The 25019-nt window shown below is 60.2% G+C and carries 17 protein-coding genes; 10 read left to right on the forward strand and 7 right to left on the reverse strand.

Annotation, left to right across the window (positions count from 1 at the left end; genetic code table 11):
• Positions 1-77 precede the first annotated feature (77 nt).
• The 3 genes from AC0IXA_RS16710 (at position 78) to guaA (ending at position 3904) form a co-directional block, all read left to right on the forward strand.
• Positions 78-626, forward strand: a complete 549-nt coding sequence (locus AC0IXA_RS16710; protein ID WP_263471237.1) for a sugar ABC transporter ATPase — start codon at positions 78-80, stop codon at positions 624-626.
• 105 nt (positions 627-731) lie between these two features.
• Positions 732-2201 (forward strand): IMP dehydrogenase, encoded by a 1470-nt coding sequence (guaB, locus tag AC0IXA_RS16715; RefSeq protein ID WP_471813922.1) that lies wholly within the window; start codon positions 732-734, stop codon positions 2199-2201.
• A 125-nt stretch (positions 2202-2326) separates the two neighbouring features.
• Complete coding sequence (guaA, locus tag AC0IXA_RS16720) at positions 2327-3904, forward strand: glutamine-hydrolyzing GMP synthase (RefSeq protein WP_016773344.1); 1578 nt, start codon at positions 2327-2329, stop codon at positions 3902-3904.
• Between the two features lie 77 nt (positions 3905-3981).
• Here guaA and AC0IXA_RS16725 read toward each other — a convergent pair whose 3' ends face one another.
• From AC0IXA_RS16725 to treR, 3 genes are all read right to left on the reverse strand, one after another.
• Positions 3982-7110 carry a dermonecrotic toxin domain-containing protein gene (locus AC0IXA_RS16725; RefSeq protein ID WP_471813924.1) on the reverse strand — a complete coding sequence of 1043 codons (3129 nt, stop codon included), beginning with the start codon at positions 7108-7110 and terminating at the stop codon, positions 3982-3984.
• Positions 7111-7226: 116 nt separating this feature from the next.
• On the reverse strand, positions 7227-9437 hold the full coding sequence (locus AC0IXA_RS16730; RefSeq protein WP_240996766.1) for a TerD family protein: 2211 nt from the start codon (positions 9435-9437) through the stop codon (positions 7227-7229).
• 83 nt (positions 9438-9520) lie between these two features.
• The gene (gene treR, locus AC0IXA_RS16735; RefSeq protein WP_110647051.1) at positions 9521-10225 is read right to left on the reverse strand and encodes a trehalose operon repressor; all 705 of its coding nucleotides are present in this window, start codon (positions 10223-10225) and stop codon (positions 9521-9523) included.
• Between the two features lie 235 nt (positions 10226-10460).
• Here treR and treP point away from each other — a divergent pair, with 235 nt between their 5' ends.
• The 7 genes from treP to tadA all read left to right on the forward strand — a co-directional run bounded on the left by treP (position 10461) and on the right by tadA (position 19861).
• Positions 10461-11903, forward strand: coding sequence for a PTS system trehalose-specific EIIBC component (treP, locus tag AC0IXA_RS16740; RefSeq protein ID WP_110647052.1), 1443 nt, complete (start codon positions 10461-10463; stop codon positions 11901-11903).
• A gap of 117 nt (positions 11904-12020) precedes the next feature.
• Complete coding sequence (treC, locus tag AC0IXA_RS16745; RefSeq protein WP_471813926.1) at positions 12021-13667, forward strand: alpha,alpha-phosphotrehalase; 1647 nt, start codon at positions 12021-12023, stop codon at positions 13665-13667.
• A 107-nt stretch (positions 13668-13774) separates the two neighbouring features.
• Positions 13775-14998, forward strand: coding sequence for a carbohydrate porin (locus AC0IXA_RS16750; RefSeq protein ID WP_471813928.1), 1224 nt, complete (start codon positions 13775-13777; stop codon positions 14996-14998).
• 50 nt (positions 14999-15048) lie between these two features.
• Positions 15049-17577 (forward strand): phosphoenolpyruvate--protein phosphotransferase, encoded by a 2529-nt coding sequence (ptsP, locus tag AC0IXA_RS16755; protein WP_471813930.1) that lies wholly within the window; start codon positions 15049-15051, stop codon positions 17575-17577.
• Between the two features lie 2 nt (positions 17578-17579).
• Positions 17580-17870 (forward strand): PTS sugar transporter subunit IIB, encoded by a 291-nt coding sequence (locus tag AC0IXA_RS16760; protein WP_471813932.1) that lies wholly within the window; start codon positions 17580-17582, stop codon positions 17868-17870.
• 117 nt (positions 17871-17987) lie between these two features.
• Positions 17988-19364, forward strand: a complete 1377-nt coding sequence (locus tag AC0IXA_RS16765) for a multicopper oxidase family protein (RefSeq protein ID WP_471813934.1) — start codon at positions 17988-17990, stop codon at positions 19362-19364.
• A complete protein-coding gene (gene tadA / locus AC0IXA_RS16770) occupies positions 19364-19861 on the forward strand; it encodes a tRNA adenosine(34) deaminase TadA (RefSeq protein WP_471813936.1) in 498 nt (165 codons plus the stop codon). The genes AC0IXA_RS16765 and tadA overlap by 1 nt, the downstream gene beginning before the upstream one ends.
• Before the next feature lie 131 nt (positions 19862-19992).
• Here tadA and cmoB read toward each other — a convergent pair whose 3' ends face one another.
• The 4 genes from cmoB to lon all read right to left on the reverse strand — a co-directional run bounded on the left by cmoB (position 19993) and on the right by lon (position 24922).
• A complete protein-coding gene (gene cmoB / locus AC0IXA_RS16775; RefSeq protein ID WP_122507787.1) occupies positions 19993-20949 on the reverse strand; it encodes a tRNA 5-methoxyuridine(34)/uridine 5-oxyacetic acid(34) synthase CmoB in 957 nt (318 codons plus the stop codon).
• Complete coding sequence (cmoA, locus tag AC0IXA_RS16780) at positions 20946-21689, reverse strand: carboxy-S-adenosyl-L-methionine synthase CmoA (RefSeq protein WP_122602380.1); 744 nt, start codon at positions 21687-21689, stop codon at positions 20946-20948. The genes cmoB and cmoA overlap by 4 nt, the downstream gene beginning before the upstream one ends.
• A gap of 209 nt (positions 21690-21898) precedes the next feature.
• On the reverse strand, positions 21899-22291 hold the full coding sequence (locus AC0IXA_RS16785; RefSeq protein ID WP_024014192.1) for a protease inhibitor I42 family protein: 393 nt from the start codon (positions 22289-22291) through the stop codon (positions 21899-21901).
• 216 nt (positions 22292-22507) lie between these two features.
• Entirely contained in the window at positions 22508-24922 is a 2415-nt protein-coding gene (gene lon / locus AC0IXA_RS16790) for an endopeptidase La (RefSeq protein WP_471813938.1), read from the reverse strand.
• Positions 24923-25019: the final 97 nt, after the last annotated feature.

Here is a 25019-nt window from a genome sequence, read left to right on the forward strand (position 1 = left end):
CTCCCACATTGGCATGCAATCTCTGTGGGAGCGAGCTTGCTCGCGAAGGCGTCAGAAGTCACACCGCAGGATTTCCCATGAACTCGCAAAGCATCATCGTCCCGAAAATCTCCACCCTGCCGGTGCACGAGCCCCGGGCGCGGGCGATCGTGCGCTGGCTGGTGCGCAAGAACATCATCGAAGAACAGTTGACCACCTGCGGCCGCACCGGCAACCGTATGGCGCACGCCATCGCTGATGGTGCTCGCGCTGTGGTGCTGCATCCGCAAGCGCTGCCGTTCGGCGAGCCGATCAATGGCCTGGAGATCGTCACCAAACGCTGCATCTACACCCCGGCCAAAGGCTTTCTCGAAGAGGCCGGTTGCGCGCAGTGCCGCCGCGAAGTGGGCGAGGCGCTGTTCGAAAGTCTAGAAGACTGGTTTCCAGGGCGCACCGACAATTTCACCTGCCCGGAATGCGGGCACGAGGACGACATCAACGGCTTCCTGTTTTTGCAGGAATGCGCGTTTTCCAACCTCGGCTTCATTTTCAACAATTGGCTGGAGGCGGGGTTCAAGCAGAGCTTTATCGACGAGTTCGCCGATTGGCTCGATCAACCTGTCTCTTGGGTCAAGGTGGAGCTGTAGGGCCGGGCTTTTCCATCTATCAATTAGGCTGAGTTTTACATTGAACAGCAGGGGGTGTCTGACTATAATGGCGCGCTTCCATTTTCCCGCTCGGGAGCCCCCGCGATGCTGCGTATCAGCCAAGAAGCTCTGACATTCGACGACATTCTCCTAGTGCCCGGTTATTCCGAGGTGCTTCCCAACGAAGTCAGTCTCAAGACCCGTCTTACCCGTGGCATCGAACTGAATATTCCTCTGGTTTCTGCCGCCATGGACACCGTTACTGAAGCCCGTCTGGCAATCGCCATGGCTCAGGAAGGTGGCATCGGCATTATCCACAAGAACATGACCATCGAGCAGCAAGCTGCCGAAGTGCGCAAGGTCAAGAAGTTCGAAGCCGGTGTGGTCAAGGATCCCATCACCATCGAGGCCGATGCCACGGTGCGTGATCTGTTCGAACTGACCCGTCTGCACAATATCTCCGGCGTTCCGGTCTTGCACGATGGCGACCTGGTCGGCATCGTCACCTCCCGCGACGTACGTTTCGAAAACCGTCTGGAAGCCACTGTCCGCGAAGTGATGACGCCTAAAGAGCGTCTGGTCACGGTCAAGGAAGGCGCCGACAAGAACGACGTACGCGAACTGCTGCACAAGCACCGCATCGAGCGCGTGTTGATCGTCGACGACAAATTCGCCCTCAAAGGCATGATGACCGTCAACGACATCGAAAAAGCCAAGGCCTACCCGCTGGCCAGCAAGGACGATCAAGGTCGTCTGCGCGTTGGCGCTGCGGTCGGCACCGGTAAAGACACCGGTGATCGCGTGACTGCACTGGTCAACGCCGGCGTGGACGTGGTGGTGGTCGACACCGCACACGGTCACTCCAAAGGCGTGATCGACCGCGTTCGCTGGGTCAAAGAGAACTTCCCTGAAGTGCAGGTGATCGGCGGCAACATCGCCACCGGCGCTGCCGCCAAGGCCTTGGCCGAAGCGGGCGCCGACGCAGTCAAGGTCGGTATCGGCCCTGGCTCGATCTGCACCACCCGTATCGTCGCCGGTGTCGGCGTGCCGCAAATCAGCGCCATCGCCAACGTTGCCGCCGCCCTTGAAGGCACTGGCGTGCCGTTGATCGCCGACGGTGGTATCCGTTTCTCCGGTGACCTGTCCAAGGCCATCGTGGCCGGTGCGTCCTGCGTGATGATGGGCTCGATGTTCGCCGGTACCGAAGAGGCCCCGGGCGAGATCGAACTGTTCCAGGGCCGTTCGTACAAGGCTTATCGCGGCATGGGTTCGCTGGGCGCCATGTCCCAGGCTCAAGGTTCGTCCGACCGTTACTTCCAGGACTCCTCGGCAGGCGCCGAGAAACTGGTTCCGGAAGGCATCGAAGGCCGTGTGCCGTACAAAGGCACCCTGAGCGCGATCATTCACCAGTTGATGGGCGGCCTGCGTTCCTCGATGGGTTACACCGGCAGCGCCAACATCGAAGAAATGCGTACCAGGCCCGAGTTCGTGCGGATCACCGGTGCCGGCATGGCCGAGTCCCACGTTCACGACGTGCAGATCACCAAGGAAGCGCCGAACTACCGGGTCGGCTGACGCCGACAGCTCTAAGCCACAAGTTACAAGCTGCAAGCGGTGCTGCGTCAGAGCAGTGCCGCTCGGCTTCCGATTACTTGCAGCTTGCAGCTTGAAGCTTGCAACTGCTTTTCAGAGTTTCTTTCATGGCCCTCGACATTCACGCTCACCGCATCCTGATCCTCGACTTCGGTTCGCAATACACCCAGCTGATTGCCCGCCGCGTGCGCGAGATCGGCGTGTACTGCGAACTGCACCCGTTCGACATGGACGAAGATGCGATCCGCGAATTCGCCCCTAAAGGCGTCATCCTCGCCGGCGGCCCCGAGTCCGTGCACGAAGCCAACAGCCCGCGCTGCCCGCAGGCAGTGTTCGACCTGGGCGTTCCGGTGTTCGGCATCTGCTACGGCATGCAGACCATGGCCGAGCAACTGGGCGGCAAGGTGGAAGGTTCCGAACTGCGTGAGTTCGGTTACGCCCGCGTTGACGTGGTCGGCAAGAGCCGCCTGCTCGACGGCATCGAAGACCACATCGACGCCGACGGCCTGTTCGGCCTCGACGTGTGGATGAGCCACGGTGACAAAGTCACGAAGATGCCGGAAGACTTCCACATCCTCGCCAGCACCCCAAGCTGCCCGATCGCCGGTATGTTCAACGACGACCGCGCTTACTACGGCGTGCAGTTCCACCCGGAAGTGACCCACACCAAGCAGGGCGGTCGCATTCTGTCGCGCTTCGTGCTCGACATCTGCGGCTGTGAAGCCCTGTGGACGCCGTCGAAGATCGCTGAAGACGCCATCGCCAACATCCGCGCCCAGGTTGGCACCGACAACGTGCTGCTGGGCCTGTCCGGCGGCGTTGACTCCTCGGTGGTTGCCGCGCTGCTGCACAAGGCCATCGGCGATCAGCTGACCTGCGTCTTCGTCGACAACGGCCTGCTGCGTCTGCACGAAGGCGAGCAAGTGATGGCCATGTTCGCCGAGAACATGGGCGTCAAGGTAATCCGCGCCAACGCTGAGGAGCAGTTCCTCAACAACCTGGCCGGCGAAGCCGACCCGGAGAAGAAGCGCAAGATCATCGGCCGCACTTTCATCGACGTGTTCGATGCCGAATCGTGCAAGCTGGACAACATCAAGTACCTCGCTCAGGGCACCATCTACCCGGATGTGATCGAGTCGGCTGGCGCGAAAAGCGGCAAGGCCCACGTGATCAAGTCGCACCACAACGTGGGCGGCCTGCCGGAAGAAATGAACCTGAAACTGGTCGAGCCCCTGCGCGAACTGTTCAAGGACGAAGTCCGTCGTCTGGGCCTGGAGCTGGGCCTGCCGTACGACATGGTCTACCGTCACCCGTTCCCGGGCCCGGGCCTGGGCGTGCGCATCCTCGGTGAAGTGAAAAAGGAATACGCCGACCTGCTGCGTCGCGCCGACCACATCTTCATCGAAGAATTGCGCAAGGCCGACTGGTACCACAAGGTCAGCCAGGCGTTCGTAGTATTCCAGCCAGTCAAATCGGTCGGCGTGGTCGGTGACGGCCGCCGTTACGCCTGGGTCGTGGCCCTGCGTGCCGTGGAAACTATCGACTTCATGACCGCGCGTTGGGCACACCTGCCTTACGAACTGCTGGAAACCGTTTCCGGCCGCATCATCAACGAAATCGAAGGCATCTCCCGCGTTACTTACGACGTGTCGAGCAAGCCGCCGGCGACGATTGAGTGGGAGTGATCCCGCTGCGGTTCGAATAACGAAAAACCCTTGGCGTGAAGCCAAGGGTTTTTTCGTTTCAGACCCCTGCAAACAGGTCAGGCGGGTAAACGACTTTGCAGGGTCATGCCGAGCTCGATCAGGCGCTCGGCTACTGCGGCGATGTCGCGGAATATCATGCCGGTGATGCGGCGCATCGACTGGTCCCAGATATAAAACCGGCCATCTGCGGTGCAATGCACCCTTGTTTGCACGATGTTGCTGGCGCTGTTGCGCCGCACGAGTGTGTATGTGCCGGGTGCTGTTTTTCGTATCACGAACATGCCATTGCGATGCAGAAGCTTTTCCAGCGTAGCGTCATTCCATGGCGGCACGGGGGCCTTGACCTGCAATCGCAGGTCAGCGAACAGAGGGTCGAAGGCGTTGCTTGTCGTCGCCCCGTTGTGAAACGGACCGCGAGCGACTTCCACGCCCGGGTCAATCCTGACGTCGGCTGCCTCGTCGGGCCAGACTTCTTCGATGCGCAAACCGATACCGCCCCTGAGTTCGCTTATGCCTGGCAGGTCCCTGAAGGTATTGGTGTTCGTGGCATCGACCAGAGCCACCCACTTGCCGGGTCTGTTGAGGAGCTTGTCACGCTCCATGATCTGCGTTGCCAGGCGGGTCTTGATCATCTGCTCTTCGATCGAAGTGAGTGGGACTTTCAGCGTGCAGGTTTGTGCTGCGTCCAGTCCATGGACGCGGACGCCATTGGCTTGGGCAGACCTGATCAATTCGAGCATGTTGAACCGGTTCTCAGGGTCGGTACCCAGGCTGGACAAATAGGTAGTGAGGTTCTCTGACATGTCTCCAGAGAGGTAGAAATGGTTGAGGTCCTCTTGGGCGAAATCACTCAGCAATCCACGCACGTAGAGCGTTCTGATATGCCGCGCGAACGTTGGCATGTTCTCGATCATGAAGCGCATGCTGGCGATGCGATCGAGGGTTTCACCGACCGCCAGTCCATCGGTATTGGCAAACATCAGATCTATCAGCTCTTCGGTTTGCATCAAGGGATCGATTTGCGGAATGAGCGGCCGTCCCGGCAGATTTGTCCATTTCAGCTCTCGAAAGAATTCTCCTGCGTTGTTCAGCAGTGCTGTTCGTTGTTCGCTGAAATGCGCCTGGTAACGATCGGTAGCCAGTAAATAACGGCGTCCAGCGCTTGTTGACTCGGCAGAAGCGTTGGGCAAGTTCATTGCCCATCTCCTCATTCCGGGTTTTTCCGTCTCTGAAATATCTTTGAGCGCCGTAACCAGGCGCAGCGGGCACGGAACGCCTGGAAGCGGTTCGACGCGTGGCAGATCCACCGATGGTGTTGCCTCAGAAGGGCTCAAATCTGTCTCCGGCGCACACGCCTTGCCCACGCATTGACCGCCTCCGCGCAGCCGCAGCGCAGGCATGCGCTCCCACTTGCCAGCGCTTCCCAGGCGGACCGGCAACGAATAAGCGAACTGATTGGGGCGCTCGGGATTGATGATTGCCCAGTTGCCGCTGTCCTGCGAGTCGGCGAAGTAGCGCACGTAATAGGCGGCACCATCCATTTCGATGGCATGGCCGGGCTCTTTGTCGAGGCGGTAAATGCCTTCGTATTTACCCGGCGTCGCCTCTACGGAATGTTGCGCAAGTAACTCGTTGCATCGATAGCTGGCAGGTACTTGTGGAAATGTCGAACCTTGCCGTGTGGCAGGCGTATTCAAGGGCTCAGTGACGTCGACGAATGTCGCCCCGCTGGGTATCTCGTTTGCCAACTCGCTGCTTGCTTCTTCAGCCGCTGTGACGGATGGCGGATCCACAGGTGGCAATAATCGCGTGTCAGCCGAGGCAAGTTCGACCAGCCCGCGCATCTCTTCAGCCTCGGCATACTCGACCTGTGGCCCGACTTCCAGTTGCGCGCCGGTGCCGATCAGGAACGGCACATTGAATACGGTTTCGATCGCGCTGAGCACCGCACCGATCACCCCGGCTCTACGTTCGGTCGCCGTAATGCCGTTGATCGCCTGATCGATGTTCAGCCCCATGTTCGCGACGCCGGCGCCGATCAAGGGCAAAGCCACGGGCCAGCCCACGGCCGCCATCGGGCCGAACACTTTCAGCCCGGCGCTCAGATACCCGGTCCAGAGTTTCTTGCGCAGATCACTGTTGGACGTGAGCACCAGATGCGCCTCGGCAGCCATGCCCGCGCGAGTCGAATCGCTTAACCACGTGAAGGCGTCACCGCTGATCGCAACGTTGCTGCGGTTGATCATCCGGTGATCGCTGTAGCCCCAGGTGCTCACCAAACGGTTCATCAGATCAGTGAGGTTCTCAGTGATGTGATTGCTGTCAGCCAGCGAGAAGTGCTTGAGAAACAAAGGGCGTTTCTGCTCTGAATTCATCTGTTCGAGCAACCACCAGTGCAGATCCGCCGCAGTGTCCATCAGCCGAAAGGCCTGGGCTTGTCCCGGCAGGTAAAGGGTCTGCCGGCCACTGTCTTCGACCAGACGCAGCACGTTGGTGGCGACGTGACCGTCCAGATCCAGCGTGCGCACCTGCGCGCCGACCGGGTACGTCGATCGGAGCATTTGCAGGGTTACCGGCCAGGTAACGGGGCCGATCAGCGAGCTGACGATGCGTTGAAAATCATTGCCGTCAACGTCCCCCTGTTGCAGCGCCTGCACCGCCTGACTGAGGAAACTGCACTTGGCCATGGCGCGGAAATCTTCCGACGAGGTTTGCCAGAATTTGGCCAATTGATCGCTGTAACGCGTGCTGAAATCAACGGCCCAGAATGCCTTCAGCACATCGCTGCCAAGCAGTCGCACTTCGTTGTCCTGATTGAAATTCTCCGCGTCCGGGCCATCCGAGTAGAAGCCACAGTAAAGGCCCAGCAAATCTGCGTTGTCTTGATCGGTCGCACGAAATCGATGGATCACCAACTGCGTGAGCGTGAGCGTTTCATAAGGCTTTTCCAGCAAGTGTTCCCAACCGGTAAAGGTCAGCGTGCTGCTTTGCGCCGTTTTGAATCGATGGAAATAAACCTGGTCGGGATCAAGGCCGGACAGCCCTTTGTCGGTCAGCAGTTCGATCGCAACTTGCCTGGCCGCATCGAGCAGACTTGGGCAGTTCTGCACAATGGTGTTGGCGATGGCTTTGAGGGCGGTTTTGTCCGCTGCGTTTGGCAGCAGACGACGTTCGGGAGCGGTCATGCAGGTGTTCATCCTTGAGACACAAAGGCCGAAGATGACCGATGTGCTCAAGGGGAGGGTGTTACTCGGCTATTGCGTGTTGTCCTTTTGAAAGTGAGCCAATGCCTTCGCAGATATCAAAGATATTCAGACCGAATCAGATCCGTATCGAACGGAGTCAGCCCTTGTTCAGGTGCGAACACCCTCTGCGCCTGCTCAGCAGAGGCCACTCGTTCGCCTCGTGCCCGCACATGTAAATCGAAAAGCGTGTGCAGGTCCGGCCTTGGTGTATGCACCAGGGCGCGCAGCATCAACGAAACTCCGCTGAGGTTGTTGTCAACGTTGTTCCAGCGGGGCGATGAAGTCAGCCCCAGATCGGCCCAGATCATGCGACCTTCCTGTAAGTCCATCACGAAAGGTAGACAGATACCGGTGTCGGAGGCGATATCGATGCGGTCGACTACGGTGCGCGGCTCGAACACTTCGCCAGATGCCGTGTCGGCGCGGGCCATCCAGCCTGCGAAGCATTCCGGAAGATCACAATATGGCTGCCAGGTAAACGAATTGAGGGACGTGACGACATAGCGGACGCCCTTTTTGACGAGAACATCAAGGTCGAGGTCGATGAATTCGGAGGCGCCGTTGGGCGCGTCGACGATGTCGCCGCTGTGGTAACCGCCATAACCTTTGAGGTTGTAATAGGCGATCGCTTCCTTGAAGACGAAGTCGGTGTCGAAGAAGGCGGCCGACAAGTCGATGTCCGTACGGTCACGACCATTCTTCCACCACAGGAACAGGCGAATGAATCGCGTGTCGGGCATCGGCAGTCGACTGCCGCGCACCAGCGTGCGCAGCGACTTCGCTGCGGCGCGCTGTGCCAGTGGCACCCGGTATTCGCGCAACGCCGGATCGATGAAACAACGCCCTAGTGGTGGCAGCAACGTGAAACGCGCGATCAGGGCGTTCTCGCAAATCTGTGCGGCACGTGCCAATACCTGCGGTGCGATCGACTCTCGACGATCAGCAGTGCCGAAGACTTTCGCCAGCGCTCCTTTTGGTGTGAACGCCCTCAAGGGCAGGGGACGCGGGGCATTTACCTGGGCCAGCAATTGCAGCAACACAGGTGAGGACACTTGCGCCGCAACAGCCGCAAAGGCGTCGAGCACCGCGTCCGGTTCTGTGGCACGCCGTAACATCACGTCCAGACGGCGCGCGAATTCTCCGGGACGATCCTGCAGCACCGGCGTAAGCGCGGCGATCTGGCGTTGGGCAAGCATGGTTTCGACACGCGACCCGAACGAGGGCGGCGGATCGTTGCGTCGCGCTGCGGTGATGGCCGCGAATGCTCGCGGATACTTCTCAGCGTAATCGCCTGGATGCAGGACTTCGGCCAGTCGTTTCCAGCGTTCGGCCTGGCGCATCACATCTTCCGTAGCGTTGGGCGTGCGGTCGAGCAGGCGCAACAGCTTGCGCCGCATCGAGCGTTTCATTTTGCCAAAGCGCGTCTGCGCTGTTGCCAGCGACACGTCTCCACCATGCAGTGCGATCGCCACGCGCAGCACGTCCGTTGCCGTTTCGACATTTTGCTCAAGGAAGGCCTCAACCTGCGCATCGTCGTCGATATGCAGGATCAGTGCGCCGCCAACCAGCGCGCGAATCTCGCGAAACGGGATGGTCTCGGGCAGTAGACGGAACACATCGTTTTTGTACGTTCGGATAAACCAGCCGACATCCGCAGCTTCCTCTTCGGACAGCGAGGTGCGTGATGAGACCAGCGGCTCGAGCAATGCCTCGAACTCGCTGACACTTCCCGGTTCGATGACCCAATGGATGAAGTTGCCTTCAAGCATGGCTGGCCGAACCTGTTCGCTGGGTGGCAGGCGCCGAAGTGTGTGGTAGTGAATGACGGCGTTGAGATACAACTCCGCCTCTGTCGCTTCGAGGACTTGATTGGGGAAGTCAGGATAAAACGGTCGGTGATGTACATGAGCACCGCTGCGCCGCCGCAGGACTCGAATGACTTCACGCAGCCAGTTCTTGAGTTCGACCGCAGAGAGCATGCCGATTCGCTCGATCAGCGGCTCGGAGAGAACGCATCGAAACGCTGTAACTTCTTTGACAGCTGATGCGACCTGCGCGCGTGTGGCTCCGCCAGAGCCCGCGGGAACGTGCAGTTTTGTACGGCGCCGCAGGAACAGCTCCTGATTCATCATGATTTCTTCCTTGGTCGCCGTTTCCAGTGAGCTGAAGCTCACCTGTGCAATCGATACGAAAACGCCTGCAATAAGCAGGCGCGGTGTGGAGAGCGGAACCCCTAGTTCATGGAGGATAGAAGGAAGGTGTTCCATAGCCACGGCGGCATACTACCGGAGGTCATCGCGGCTTGTCAGCGAATCACATATTTTGAAATGGGCTCGCCTGTTGGCGAACGTCAGCGCCGCGCCACATCCGAAAAATAGAACTTGTCCAGCGTATGCCGCGATTCGGTGTATTCGAACTGGCGGCCGTCCTGCAGGAAGGTCTGGTTGCTGACCACGATGACATGGCTCTGGCCGTCGAGGTCCAGGTGTTGTTGGTCGTCCTTGCTGCACGGCACGGCTTCGATGGTGCGCTGGGCGTAGGCGATCTGCAGTTGCAGGGTCTGTTCGATGTGGGCGTAGATCGAATGTTCGGCGATGTCTGCTGACAGATCGGGGATGACGTCGCTGACGAAGTGGTTGATGTCGAGGATGACGCGTTTGCCGTCGATGCGCCGTACCCGCTTGATGCGGGTGATCGGGCTGCCGGGTTCGGCATTGATATGTTCAAGCAATGCACCTTCAAGCGGCACCTGACACATCTCGACCACTTCGGTGCTGACGTCGTTGCCCAGTCGCGGGTGGGTCTCCTGGAAGCTGACGATGCCGCCGAGCTGGAATTCGATCGGGTTGGTCGACAGCACGAACGCGCCTTTGCCGTGAATCTTCTGAGCGAAACCGCGCTCCTGCAACTGGTCGATGGCCTTGCGCACCGTGCCACGGCTGGCCTGATAGGTGTCCATCAGTTCGGTTTCGGAAGGCAGCCGGGCGCCACGCTCCAGGCGCTGGGTGGTGATGCTGGCAAGCAAATCGCTGTAGATCTGGTTGTATTTGCTCATGGCTGGACTCTGTGCCGACGGTGCTCAAAAGCCCGAACCTTAAGGGCAGGGTAGGGGTTTGTCCATGCGGACGAAGGAAAACATCTTAGGTCAGAGTAGGAAGAATCCGCGTTTTTCTGACGTTCATCCACGGATGCAAACTCGTACAGACGAGTTGTTGCATTAACTCGTACAGACGAGTATTTTTCGTTTCGGCGTGCTGCCAATAACAACAATCCACGACGGAAGAACAAGCATGAGCCATGACTATCCGAACATCGCCAAGGAGCTGCTGGAAAGCCTTGGTGGCCGTGACAACATCGAGCAGGCGGCGCATTGCGTGACGCGTTTGCGCCTGGCGCTGAAGAACCCCGCGCTGGTGAATGTGGCCGCGCTCAATGGCGTCGATCTGGTCAAGGGTTCGTTCTTCACCGGCGGGTTGTATCAAGTGGTCATCGGCCCGGGTGATGTTGAAAAGGTTTATGCCGAACTGCGCCAGCAGACTGGCCTTGCGGCATCGACCATCGCCGACGTTAAACAGAAAAGCGCCGAGAAGATCAACGCCATGCAGCGGCTGGTGCGGGTGTTTTCCGATGTGTTCATGCCGATCCTGCCGGCGCTGATCATTGCCGGCCTGTTGATGGGCATCAACAACCTGCTCGGCGCCAAGGGCATGTTCATCGACGGCCAGACCCTGCTTGATGCCTATCCCAACCTCGACGGGTTGTGGAGCCTGATCAATCTGATGGCCAACACCTCGTTCGTGTTCCTTCCGGCGCTGGTCGGCTGGTCGGCAGCCAAGCGTTTCGGCGGCAGCGAAATCCTCGGCATCGTCCTCGGTCTGATGCTGGTGCACCCGGACCTGCTCAACGCCTGGAATTACGGCAAGGCGGTGGCCGGGCTGGACGGGCAGCAACTGCCGTACTTCGACATCCTCGGCCTGTTCCAGGTGGAAAAGGTCGGTTACCAGGGGCAGATCCTGCCGATCCTGCTGGCGGCGTACGTAATGAGCGTGATCGAAAAATGGCTGCGCGCACGCGTGCCCAACGCGGTGCAGTTGCTGGTGGTACCGATCACCACCATCGTTGTCACCGGCGTGCTGGCGTTGGCGATCATCGGCCCGGTGACCCGGCATATCGGCATCTACATCACCGAAGGGCTGGTGATGCTGTTCGATCTGGCGCCGCTGGTGGGCGGTCTGATTTTCGGCCTGTTGTATGCGCCGCTGGTGATCACCGGCATGCACCACATGTTCCTCGCCGTGGACCTGCAATTGATTTCGAGCCAGGGCGGCACCTTCATCTGGCCGATGATTGTCATGTCCAATCTGGCGCAGGGCAGTGCGGCCCTGGCGGTGTTCTGGATGACGCGCAATGCGCGGGACAAGAGCATGGCCTCGACCTCGGCGATTTCTGCGTATTTCGGCATCACCGAGCCGGCGATGTTCGGCGTCAACCTACGCTACAAATTCCCGTTTTACGCCGCGCTGGCCGGTTCGGCGCTGGGCTGCATGTTCCTCTCGCTGAACAAGATCCAGGCCTCGGCCATCGGCGTCGGTGGCTTGCCCGGTTTCATCTCGATCGTTCCGCAATTCATCCCGATGTTCGTCATCGGGATGCTGATCGCCATGCTCGTGCCGTTTGCCCTGACCTGCGTGCTGAGCATGAAGATCGTCCGTCCGGGTTACCGGGTTGCCTGAAATCAAACTGTAGGAGCTGCCGGAGGCTGCGATCTTTTGATCTTGCCTTTCAAAATCAAAAAATCGCCGCCGTCGGCAGCTCCTGCACGGCTCCAAAATTCAAGAGGGAAATCCGCCATGCAAGACTGGCAACGTTCGGTGATCTACCAGATCTACCCGAAGAGCTTCCACAGCCATGCGGGCAACGCCACTGGCGATCTGCTCGGCATCGTCGCCAAGCTCGATTATCTGCAATGGCTGGGAGTCGATTACCTGTGGATCACGCCGTTCCTGCGCTCGCCGCAACGCGATAACGGCTACGACATCAGCGACTACTACGCGGTTGATCCGAGCTACGGCAGCATGGCCGACTGTGAACTGCTGATCGCCGAAGCGGGCAAACGCGGGATCAAGCTGATGCTCGACATCGTGGTCAACCACACCTCGATCGAGCACGTCTGGTTCCAGCAGGCGCGCAGCAGCCTCGACAACCCTTACCGCGACTTCTATATCTGGCGCGACCAGCCGAACAACTGGGAATCCAAGTTCGGCGGTTCGGCCTGGGAATACGAAGCGCAGACCGGCCAATATTATCTGCACCTGTTCGACCACACCCAGGCGGATCTCAATTGGGACAACCCCAAGGTCCGCGACGAAGTGTTCAAGATGATGCGTTTCTGGCGCGACAAGGGTGTCGGTGGCTTTCGTCTGGACGTGATCAATTTGATCTCGAAACCGGCGGACTTCCCCGAGGACGACAGCGATGGTCGGCGCTTCTACACCGATGGGCCGAACGTGCATACGTACTTGCAGGAAATGCACCGTGAGGTCTTCGAAGGGCATGAGCTGATCAACGTCGGCGAGATGTCTTCGACCCGCCTCGAACATTGCATTCGTTACTCCAATCCGCAGTCGAAAGAGCTTTCGATGACCTTCAACTTTCATCACTTGAAGGTCGATTACCCGAACCTGCAGAAGTGGGTCCGCGCCGATTTCGACTTCCTCCAGCTCAAGCAGATCCTGTCCGACTGGCAGACCGGCATGCAGGCGGGCGGTGGCTGGAATGCGCTGTTCTGGTGTAATCACGATCAGCCGCGCGTGGTCTCGCGCTTCGGCAACGACGGCGAATACCGCGAGCTGTCGGCGAAGATGCTCGGCACTGCGCTGCACTTTCTGCAGGGCACACCCTTCGTTTATCAGGGCGAAGAATTGGGAATGACCAATCCGGGGTTCGAGAGCATCGAGCAATACCGTGACGTCGAAACCCTGAATATCTTTCGCCTCAAGCGTGAAGCCGGCACCAGCGACCTCGACAACATGGCGGCGATCATGCAGAAGTCCCGCGACAACGGGCGCACGCCGATGCACTGGCACGCCGGGCACAACGCCGGCTTCACTCGCAGCGAACCATGGATTGGTGTATCGGCCAATGCCGCACAGATCAATGTCGCGCATCAACTGCACGACCCGGAATCGGTGCTGCATCACTATCGGCGCCTGATCGCTTTACGCCGCACTGAAGCGTTGATCTCCGATGGCATCTATCGCCAGTTGTTGCCCGAGCATCCACAGGTCTGGGCGTACCTGCGCGAGGGGACGGGAGAACGCTTGTTAGTGGTGAACAACTTCTATGGCACTGCCTGTGAGGTCGAGCTACCGGCCCTTATCGACGAAGCCCAGGAGCAGCGTCTGTTGATCAGCAACTACCCGGACTGCCCGCAACGCACACGGTTGATGCACTTGCGACCTTACGAATCCTTCGTGCTGCACCTGACCGATCCCTGATTTTTTAACTGAATAACAGCCTTTGAAAAAACACGCAGAACGCTGCGCGGGGAATCTGTGCGCGCTGAATTCCTGCAACCACACAATAAAAACAACGGGTGGCATATATGAGAGCAACCATAAATTACAGTCTGGCAATCGCGGGGATTTGTCTGGCAATGCCCACGTCATCACATGCGCTGGAGTTCGGCGGCTATTTGCGCAGCGGGGTCGGTACATCGGTCAACAGCAGCAGCCAGTCGTGTTTCCAGTTGCCCGGCGCGCAGACCAAATATCGCCTCGGTAACGAGTGCGAGCAGTACGGTGAGCTCGAGCTGCGCCAGGATCTGTACACCCTCGACGACGGCTCGGTGTTGAGCGTCGACGGCATGGCCTCGCTGTATAACCGCTACGACCGCAGCCTGACGTTCAAGGAAGACAACGGCTCGATTCGTTTGCCGCAGGCGTATGCGCAATGGTCGGCGATGCCCGCGCTCAACGGCGGCTCGCTGTGGGCAGGGCGGCGTTACTACAAACGTAACGACATCCATATTTCCGATTTCTATTACTGGAACCAGAGCGCCACCGGTGCAGGCATTGAAGACGTGTTGCTCGGTGGCCTGAAATACAGCTACGCCTTTTCGCGCAAGGACAATCTTTACCAAAAGGATTACATCAACCGCCATGACTTCAATGTCGGCGGTTTCAACAGTAACCCGGGCGGTGAACTGGAGTTCGGCCTGAGTTACATCGACAAGCCCGACAGTCGCGATGCCCACCGTGGCTGGGCGATCACCACCCAGCACGTGCAGCAGGACTTTTTCGGTGGCAAGAACAAACTGGCGCTGCAATACGGCGAAGGGCCGGGCACCGGATTGGGCTATACCGGTAACGTCAGGCTCGATGACCGCAACAAGAGCTATCGCATCGTCGAATTCTTCGACTGGCAACTGACGCCGCGTTTTGGCGGACAATTCCAGGCGGTGTATCAGAAAGATATTCGTCAGGGCGGCGCTGACCAGAACTGGCTGTCACTCGGCGTGCGCCCGGCCTATGCGCTGAGCGAGCAGTTCAAACTGGTGACCGAACTGGGTCACGATCAGGTCGAGGCGGCGGACGGCACGCGCAAGCTGAGCAAGTTTACCTTCGCGCCGACCTGGTCACCGAACGGCCCGGAATTCTGGGCGCGGCCCGAGGTGCGTCTGTATTACACCTATGCCAGCTGGAACCAGGCAGCCAAGCGTGCCGCCAACCTGTTGGCCAAAGGCTCGGCACTCTCCGACACGGGCGCCTTCGGCAACGCGCGACACGGCGCCAATGTCGGCTTGCAGGTTGAATACTGGTGGAAATAAGCAAAGCGGCTGCGACCGCTCATTCAATCAATACAAGCTCAGGTGATGTCATGGCCACACCCCAACAATTGCAGCTGCTGGCTCCTTTATCCGGCGTGCTGATGGCGCTGGACGAGGTGCCCGACCCGGTGTTTTCCGGGCGGATCATCGGCGACGGTTTGTGCATCGACCCGACTTCGTCAACGCTCTGCGCACCGATGGCCGGTGTGGTCAGCGATGTGCAGGCCAGCGGGCACGCGCTCACCATCACCAGTGACGCGGGTGTTCAGGTGTTGATGCATATCGGCCTGGACACGGTGAATCTCGCCGGCGAAGGATTCACCCGTCGCGTTGAAGCGGGGCAGCGGGTCGAAGCGGGGCAGGCGCTGATCGACTTCGACGCTGACTATATTGCCCTGCACGCGCGCAGTTTGTTGACCTTGATGCTGGTAGTCAGCGGCGAGCCGTTCGATTCACTCGTTGGCTCAACCGGGTTGGTCGAGGTGGGCCAGCCAGTGCTGGACGTCGTGGTCGGCGCAGCCGTCGGCGAACATCCAGCGCCGCTGCCGGGGGACGCGGTGTTCTCGCAGCCGATCAACTTGCCCAATCCCAATGGCCTGCACGCGCGGCCGGCGGCAGTATTTGCTCAAGCGGCCAAGGCATTTTCAGCGACCATCCATCTGCACAAGCTGCAAACGCAAGCCAACGGCAAATCCCTGGTGGCGATCATGGCGTTGCAAACGGCTCATGGCGACAGTGTGCAGGTCAGCGCCGAAGGCGAAGATGCCGTAGCCGCCGTCGATGCGCTGACACGCTTGCTGAGCGAAGGCTGCGGCGAAGCGGTGACAACGCCCGCACCGGTCGAAGCCGATGCAGCAGAAATGCCGGACATCCTGCGCGGTGTCTGCGCCTCGCCCGGTTCGGCGTTGGGACAAGTCATGCAGATCGTCGAAGCATCGCTTCTGGTCAACGAGTTCGGCGCCGAGCCGCCGATCGAGCTTGAGGCGTTGAGCCAGGCCCTGATCGAAGCCGACATGGCTCTGCAACATTTGCGTGACACCGCCAGCGGCCAGGCGCAGACGGAGATCTTCAAGGCGCATCAGGAACTGCTGGCCGACCCGAGCCTGCTGGATCAGGCCAGGGCGCTGATTGACGCGGGCAAAAGCGCAGCGTTTGCCTGGAAGACCAGCACCGATGCGACGGCGGCGATGTTTCGCTCGCTGGGCAATGCCTTGCTGGCTGAGCGCGCGGCGGATCTGGATGATGTCGGCCAGCGCGTGCTCAAGCTGATCCTCGGTGTTCACGAGCAGACGCTGGAGTTGCCGGACGACACCATTCTGATCGCCGATCAGCTGACCCCTTCCCAGACCGCCGGGCTCGATACGCGCAAGGTGCTGGGGTTCGCCACGGTTGGCGGCGGCGCCACCAGCCATGTCGCGATCCTCGCGCGGGCCTGCGGGTTGCCGGCGATCTGCGGCATGCCGCTGCAAATGCTTGCGATCAAAAACGGCACGCGGGTCCTGCTCGATGCCGATAAAGGCGAATTGCAGTTGCACCCGGACGCCGAGTCCATTGATCAATTGCGCACGCGGCATGAGCGCCAGCGCCAGCGTCATCAGCAGGAACTGGCGCAGGCCAGCGAGGCGGCCTGTACCCGTGACGGTCAGCACATCGAAGTCACCGCCAACGTTGCCTCGCAGGGCGAAACCGCCCAGGCCATGGAGCTGGGCGCAAGTGGCGTCGGGCTGCTGCGTTCGGAGTTTCTCTACCTCGGCCGCCAGCAAGCGCCGAGCCATGACGAACAGGTGGCCACTTATAGCGCCATCGCGCGCACCATCGGGCCGGCACACAATCTGGTGGTACGCACCCTCGATGTCGGTGGCGACAAACCGCTGGCCTATGTACCGATGGACAGCGAAACCAATCCATTCCTCGGTTTGCGTGGCATTCGACTGTGTCTTGAACGACCGCAACTGTTGCGCGAGCAGTTCCGCGCAATCCTCGCCTGCTGTGAACTGACGCGTCTGCACATCATGTTGCCGATGGTCACGAATTTGGCCGAACTGCGTCTGGCGCGGCAGATTCTTGAGCAAGAAGCGCGGGTGCTGGGCCTGGCGCATCTGCCAAAGCTGGGAATCATGATCGAAGTGCCTGCCGTTGCGCTGATGGCCGATGTGCTGGCGCCGCACGTGGAGTTTTTCTCCATCGGCACCAACGATCTCACCCAATACACCCTGGCCATGGATCGTGATCATCCGCGTCTGGCCAGTCAGGCGGACAGCTTTCACCCTTCGGTGCTGCGCCTGATTGCCATGACGGTGAAGGCGGCCCATGCGCACGGCAAATGGGTCGGCGTCTGCGGCGCCATGGCGTCTGAACGCCTTGCGGTGCCGTTGCTGCTGGGGCTGGGTGTGGATGAATTGTCGGTGAGCGTGCCGTTGATTCCGGCGATCAAGTCGGCGGTCCGCGAAGTGGATCTGGCCGACTGTCGAATCATCGCGGAACAGGTTTCGAATCTGGAAAGCGCCACTGATGTCCGTGAAGCCTTGCAGCGCTTTCATGAGGCGAACATCGCTGCCTCGCCGGTTATGGAGAATTGAACATGTTCGACAAATTGCAGCAGGCATTCTGGAAAGCACTGACGCCGGATCTGATCCCGGATGAGGTGAAAGTCACTGCCGAACCGGTTGCCGGCTTGAACGCCGAGATCGTCGCCGCGCTGGGTGGTCTGGATAACCTCAAGTCGCAGCAACCGCTGGCGCTGACCCGTGTGCGCGTGACGTTGCATGACGAGGCCCGTGTCGACCGTCAGGCCCTGAGTGTGGCCGGCGTGGCGGGCGTCATGTGCCTTGAGGGCGGCGTGCTGCACCTGATTACCGGGCTGCGCGCATAAGGCCGACAAGACGTGCGGCCGCAGGTCGCCCTTACTGTTTCTCAACTGCGGGTGTATCGTATTCGCCTTTTGCGGATCCCTCGGGGTCTGTCGCTGATACGTGAGGTAGTTGAGTTCATGTCCTTTACCCGTCGCCAAATCCTCGGTGGCCTGGCCGGTCTTGTTGTCGTTGGCGTGGGCGCGGGAGGCGCGTCGCGTTACTGGCTGGGCAAGATGGCCGACGCCGAGGCCGGCCACGATTATGAACTGATCGCCGCGCCGCTCGACGTCGAGCTGGTGCCGGGGCACAAGACCGAGGCCTGGGCGTTCGGTCCGTCGGCACCGGGCACCGAGTTGCGTGTACGCCAGGGTGAATGGCTGCGGGTGCGTTTCATCAATCACCTGCCGGTGGCGACCACCATCCACTGGCACGGCATCCGCCTGCCGCTGGAAATGGACGGCGTGCCTTATGTGTCGCAACTGCCGGTATTACCAGGCGAATACTTCAACTACAAATTCCGCGTGCCGGACGCCGGCAGCTATTGGTATCACCCGCATGTCAGCAGCAGCGAGGAACTGGGGCGCGGGCTGGTCGGGCCGCTGATCATCGAAGAACGCGAGCCGACCGGCTTCAAGTACGAGAAAACCCTGAGCCTGAAGAACTGGCACATCGACGAGCAAGGCCAGTTCGTCGAATTCAGCATCCCCCGCGAAGCGGCCCGTGGCGGTACCGCTGGGCGCTTGTCGACGATCAATGGTGTGCCGCTGCCGGTGATTGATCTGCCGGCCGGGCAGATCACCCGGGTGCGTTTGCTCAACCTCGACAACACCCTGACCTATCGCATCAATATTCCTGGGGTCGAAGCGAAGATCTACGCGCTGGATGGCAACCCTGTCGAGCCACGACCATTAGGCAAGGAATACTGGCTCGGCCCTGGCATGCGCATTTGCCTGGCGATCAAGGCCCCGGCGGCGGGTGAAGAGTTGTCGCTGCGTAACGGCCCGGTGCGTCTGGGCACGCTACGTTCAGTCGCCAACACCGACGCGCCGACGGACTGGCCGAAAGCCCTGCCGGCCAACCCGGTGGCCGAGCCGGATCTGGCCAATGCGGAGAAACTCAACTTCAATTTCGAATGGGTCGGCTCGGTCTCGGTGAACACCGAAAACGGCAAACCGCCGAGCCTGTGGCAGATCAACGGCAAGGCCTGGGACATCACCGACAAGACCTGTGCTGACCGACCGATTGCCAGCCTGAAACTGGGTCAGAGCTATATTTTCGAATTGAAGAACATGACCCAGTACCAGCACCCGATTCACCTGCACGGCATGAGCTTCAAGGTGATCGCGTCGAACCGGCACAAAGTCGTGCCGTACTTCACCGACACTTATCTGCTGGGCAAGAACGAGCGTGCGCAAGTGGCGCTGGTGGCGGATAACCCGGGGGTGTGGATGTTTCACTGCCATGTCATCGACCACATGGAAACCGGCCTGATGGCCGCGATCGAGGTGAAGTGATGCGCCAGATCCGCCCGGCGGCGATCATCGACCGCAGCCGCGACCGCGACTTCATGCGCGAAGCCCTGACCCTCGCCGCACAGGGCGCCGCCCTCGGTGAGGTGCCGGTGGGCGCGGTGCTGGTGCACGATGGCGTGGTCATCGGTCGCGGCTTCAATTGCCCGATCAGCACCAGCGACCCGAGTGCCCACGCCGAAATGGTCGCGATCCGCGCCGCCGCGCAGGCAGTGGATAACTATCGCCTGCCGGGTAGTACGCTGTATGTGACGCTGGAACCGTGCAGCATGTGCGCCGGGCTGATCGTGCATTCGCGGGTGGCGCGGGTGGTGTATGGCGCGCTGGAACCCAAGGCCGGTATTGTGCAGAGTCAGGGACAGTTTTTTACCCAGGGCTTTTTGAATCACCGGGTGTTGTATGAGGGCGGGGTGCTGGCTGAAGAATGTGGTGCGGTGCTGACCGAGTTTTTCCGCGCCAGACGCACCAAACCTGCTGAATAAACACAGGTTAAATGTGGGAGCGAGCCTGCTCGCGAAAGCGTCGGTACATTCAAAATGAATGGTGACTGACACACCGCTTTCGCGAGCAGGCTCGCTCCCACAGGTGGATCTCCGTTGTTGGGGAGATTGAGTTATTTCTTCGCGACGATAACTGCCCGCATCGGCGCCGGCAGCCCTTCAATGGTTTTGCTGTGATCCTCAGGATCCAGAAAATCACTCAGCGACTGATACTTCATCCACTCCGTCCCGCGTTGTTCTTCCACCGTCGTGGTACTGACATCCACACAACGAATATCGCTGAATCCGGCTCTGCGCAGCCACAATTCCAGCGCCGGCACCGACGGCAAAAACCACACGTTGCGCATCTGCGCGTAGCGATCTTCCGGCACCAGCACTTGGTGCTTGTCGCCTTCGACCACCAGGGTTTCCAGCACCAGTTCGCCGCCCTTGACCAGGCAGTCCTTCAGCGCCAGCAAATGCTCGATCGGCGAGCGACGGTGGTAGAACACGCCCATGGAAAACACCGTGTCGAAGCCTTCCAGATTCGGCGGCAGGTCTTCGAACGGGAACGGCAGGTGCCAGGCATTCGGCTCGGACAGGTAACGCTGCACCGCCTGGAACTGGCAGAAGAACAGCCAGTTCGGGTCGACACCGATCACGCTGTCGGCACCGGCGCCGAGCATGCGCCACATGTAGTAGCCGTTGCCGCAGCCGACATCGAGAATGCGTTTGCCCTTCAGGTCCAGGTGTGGTGAGACGCGCGACCACTTCCAGTCCGAGCGCCATTCGGTGTCGACATGCACACCGAAAAGATCGAACGGCCCCTTGCGCCACGGCGACAAGCCCATCAGCGCGGTGCGCATCTGTGCGCGAGTGTCGTCGTCGCAATCGGTGTCGAGTTTCAGGCCGTTGAGCAGGTCGATTTCGCTTGGCTGGATCTTCGGCAAGGCGTCCAGCGCACTTTGCCAGCGTTCCAGATCGCCATGGCCTTTGTCCATTTTCTTGTCGAGTTGCGCTTGCAGCGTGTTGGCCCATTCGGCCAGCGGGGTACCGGCCAGACGGCGGGCGAGGGGGGACAGATCAATCATGGCAAGGCAATCAACGAGGCAAAGTTAAGACACTGGAACCACGGCACGACTTTCGAGAACCCGGCGGCCAGCAGGCGTTCGCGGTGTTCTTCGAGGCTGTCGGGCTTCATGACGTTTTCGATGGCGCTGCGCTTCTGGGCGATTTCCAGTTCGCTATAGCCGTTGGCGCGTTTGAACGCCACGTGCAGATCGGTGAGCAGCGCATGCTCTTCGGCATTGTTGAAGCGCAGCTTCTCGGAGAGAATCAACGCGCCACCGGGCAGCAACGATTGGCGAATGCGCGAGAGCAACCCGGTGCGCTGGTCCGGGGCAATGAATTGCAGGGTGAAGTTCAGCGCCACCACCGAGGCCGGTTGAAACTCCAGCGCGAGGATATCGCCCTCGATCACCTCGACTGGCAGCAATTCCTGAAACATCGAATCCTGACCGTTGAGGTACTCGCGGCAACGCTCGACCATCGCCGCCGAGTTATCCACAGCAATAACCCGGCAACCGTCGGTGCGCACATGACGGCGCAGGGCTTGCGTGACTGCGCCGAGCGACGAACCGAGGTCGTAGAGCACGCTGTTCGGCTGGGCGAACTGCGCCGCGAGCACGCCGAGGTTTTCGACGATGGTCGGGTAACCCGGCACCGAGCGCTTGATCATGTCCGGGAACACCCGCACCACGTCTTCATTGAAGGCGAAGTCAGGCACCTGGGCCAAAGGCTGGGCGAATAGGCGATCGGGTTCTTTGCTCACGGCGGCGTCCGGCGGTGTCGGTGGAAAAGGCCGGCATTTTAGCCAAAGTGGCGCGGGGATGCTTGGGTTGTCTGATAAAGCACCGAGAGGGGTGTAATTTCTCGCCGTCAGGGATATGGCTTTCGCGAGCAGGCTCGCTCCCACAGGGGTATCGTGGTGTCCTGTGGGAGCGAGCCTGCTCGCGAAGAGGCCAGCGCGGTTTCCCGCCGTCAGTTCACCGAAATGGCGCAATCAAAGGTTTCCACCGGCAGCACTTCCGGAGCCCACGGTTGTTGCGAGGTCAGGCGCAAGCGCCCGGTGCCGGCCGCGAAGGCCTGGAAGCGCCAGGTCGAAACCCCCGCTGCGCCCACCACGCCGGCATCTTCCGGATTGCTGTAAACCTCCGGGCTGAGCGCGCGCAACACGCCGCCAGCCGAATCCTGAATCGCCCAGCGGTAGCCGGTGGTCGGGTTGCTTGGCAGGCTGATGATCAGGTTTTGCCCGACGTTGAGCCGCACGGGGCATTCGCTTTGTTTTTCCACGGTCACGTTGTGTTTCGGTTGCGTGGCGCAGGCCGCCAGCAAGGAAAGGGCGAGGGGGAGAAACAGGCGAGTGGGGGACATAAGGTCAGCAGCTCCGGCAGTTACGACGAGCGGCGAGCATAACTGAAGATGAGACAAAGTGTGACGGTCAGGGAGTTCCGTGTTGGCAGCACTGAAGCCATCGCTGGCAAGCCAGCTCCCACAGGTTTCTCGGTTGACCACAAGATTTGTGGGCACATTGAACATTGTGGGAGCTGGCTTGCCAGCGATAGCGGTACATCAGGCACTACATCATTGTCAGAAGAGTACCTTCGCCACGTCCGCAAACCGCTTGGCAAAGTGCACGGTAATCCCTTCCTTCAGGTAATCCGGCAGTTCCTCAAAATTACCCCGGTTCGGCTCCGGCAGAATCAGCTCGAAAATCTTCTGCCGCCGCGCTGCGATCACTTTCTCGCGCACGCCGCCGATCGGCAGTACATGCCCGGTCAGGGTCAGTTCGCCGGTCATCGCCACGCCTTTTTTCGGTGGCTGATTACGTGCGAGGGAGAGCAGGGCGCTGGCCATGGTCACGCCGGCGCTCGGGCCGTCCTTCGGCGTTGCGCCTTCGGGCACGTGCAGGTGGACGAAGGCTTCGTCGAAGAACTTCGCATCACCGCCAAACTGTTTGAGGTGCGAGCTGACGTAGCTGTAGGCGATCTCTGCCGATTCCTTCATCACATCGCCCAGTTGCCCAGTGAGCTTGAAGCCGCGGTTGAGTGTATGAATTCGCGTGGCCTCGATCGGCAAGGTCGCGCCGCCCATGCTGGTCCAGGCCAGGCCGGTAATCACGCCGGTGCCGGACAGCACTTGCTCATTGCGGAATACAGGATGGCCCAGCGAGGCTTCGAGGTCTTTCGGGCCGAGTTTGATCACCGCTTTCGGATCGTCGATCAGCTTCATCACCGCTTTGCGCACCAGTTTGCCCATCTGCTTTTCCAGCTGCCGCACGCCGGCTTCACGGGCATAGCCGTCGATCAAGGCTTTGAGCGCGGTGTCGCTGATGCTCAGGCTGCCTTTTGATACGCCGGCCTTTTCCAGCAGTTTCGGCCACAGGTGACGCTTGGCAATGGCAACTTTTTCTTCGGTGATGTAGCCGGACAGGCGAATCACTTCCATCCGGTCCAGCAACGGGCCGGGGATCGAGTCGAGGGTGTTGGCGGTGCAGACGAACAGCACCTTCGACAGATCCATGCGCAGGTCGAGGTAGTGGTCGAGGAATTCGACGTTCTGCTCAGGGTCGAGGGTTTCCAGCAGCGCCGAGGCCGGGTCGCCCTGGTAGCTCTGGCCCATTTTGTCGATCTCGTCGAGCATGATCACCGGGTTCATCACCTCGACGTCTTTCAACGCCTGCACCAGTTTGCCCGGCTGGGCGCCGATGTAGGTGCGGCGATGGCCCTTGATCTCGGCTTCATCGCGCATGCCGCCGACGCTGAAGCGGTAGAACGGCCGGCCGAGGGATTCGGCGATGGATTTGCCAACGCTGGTTTTACCCACGCCCGGCGGGCCGACCAGCAACACGATCGAGCCGCTGATCTCGCCTTTGTACGCACCAACAGCGAGGAATTCGAGGATGCGATCCTTGATGTCGTCCAGACCGGCGTGATGCTTGTCGAGGATTTTGCGTGCGTGCTTGAGGTCGAGTTTGTCCTCGCCGTACACGCCCCACGGCACCGATGTTGCCCAGTCCAGATAATTACGCGTGACGGCGTATTCCGGCGAGCCGGTTTCGAGGATCGACAGTTTGTGGGTTTCTTCCTCGAGGCGCTTCTGCACCTGCGCCGGCAGGGTTTTGCCTTCGAGGCGTTGCTGGAACTGTTCGAGGTCGGCGCTGCGGTCGTCCTTGGTCAGGCCGAGTTCCTGCTGAATGACCTTGAGTTGCTCCTTGAGGAAGAACTCCCGCTGATGCTCGCCGATCTTGCGGTTAACTTCGGCGGAAATCTCTTTCTGCAGACGCGCGACTTCGACTTCCTTGCGCAGCATCGGCAGGACTTTCTCCATGCGCTTGAGCATCGGCACGCAGTCGAGCACTTCTTGCAGCTCGGGGCCGGTGGCGGAGGTCAGCGCGGCGGCGAAGTCGGTCAGCGGCGATGGGTCGTTGGGGCTGAAGCGGTTGAGGTAATTCTTCAGTTCTTCGCTGTACAGCGGGTTGAGCGGCAGCAGCTCCTTGATCGCATTGATCAGCGCCATGCCGTAGGCCTTGACCTCGTCGGTCGGCTCGGTCGGCTGGTGCGGGTATTCGACTTCGACCAGGTACGGCGGGCGATGGTGTTTGAGCCAGGTCTTGATGCGCACGCGGCTCAGGCCCTGGGCGACGAATTGCAGTTTGCCGTTTTCGCGGCTGGCGTGGTGAACCTTGACCAGCGTGCCGTATTCGGGGAGGGCGCTTGTGTCGAAGTGGCGCGGGTCCTCTTGGGGCGTGTCCATGAAGAACAGCGCCAGGGAGTGGTGTTCGGATTTGCTGACCAGTTCGAGGGTTTCGGCCCACGGCTCTTCATTGACGATGACCGGCAGGACCTGGGCCGGGAAGAACGGACGGTTGTGGATCGGGATGATGTAGACCTTGTCCGGCAGGTTTTGCCCGGGCAGTGCCAGGCCGGTGCCGGAGGAGGTGTGTTCGATGTGGTCGGTTTCGTAATCGTCGTGGTTGTCCGGGCGATCTTGCTGGTCGGTCATGGGGCACCTGCGCAATGGGGTATGGGGTCTTAGATCTGTCTCTTATACACATCTCCGAGCCCACGAGACCCGTATGTTCATCGCGTATGCCGTCTTC

Source organism: Pseudomonas sp. AC083, from assembly GCF_979253165.1.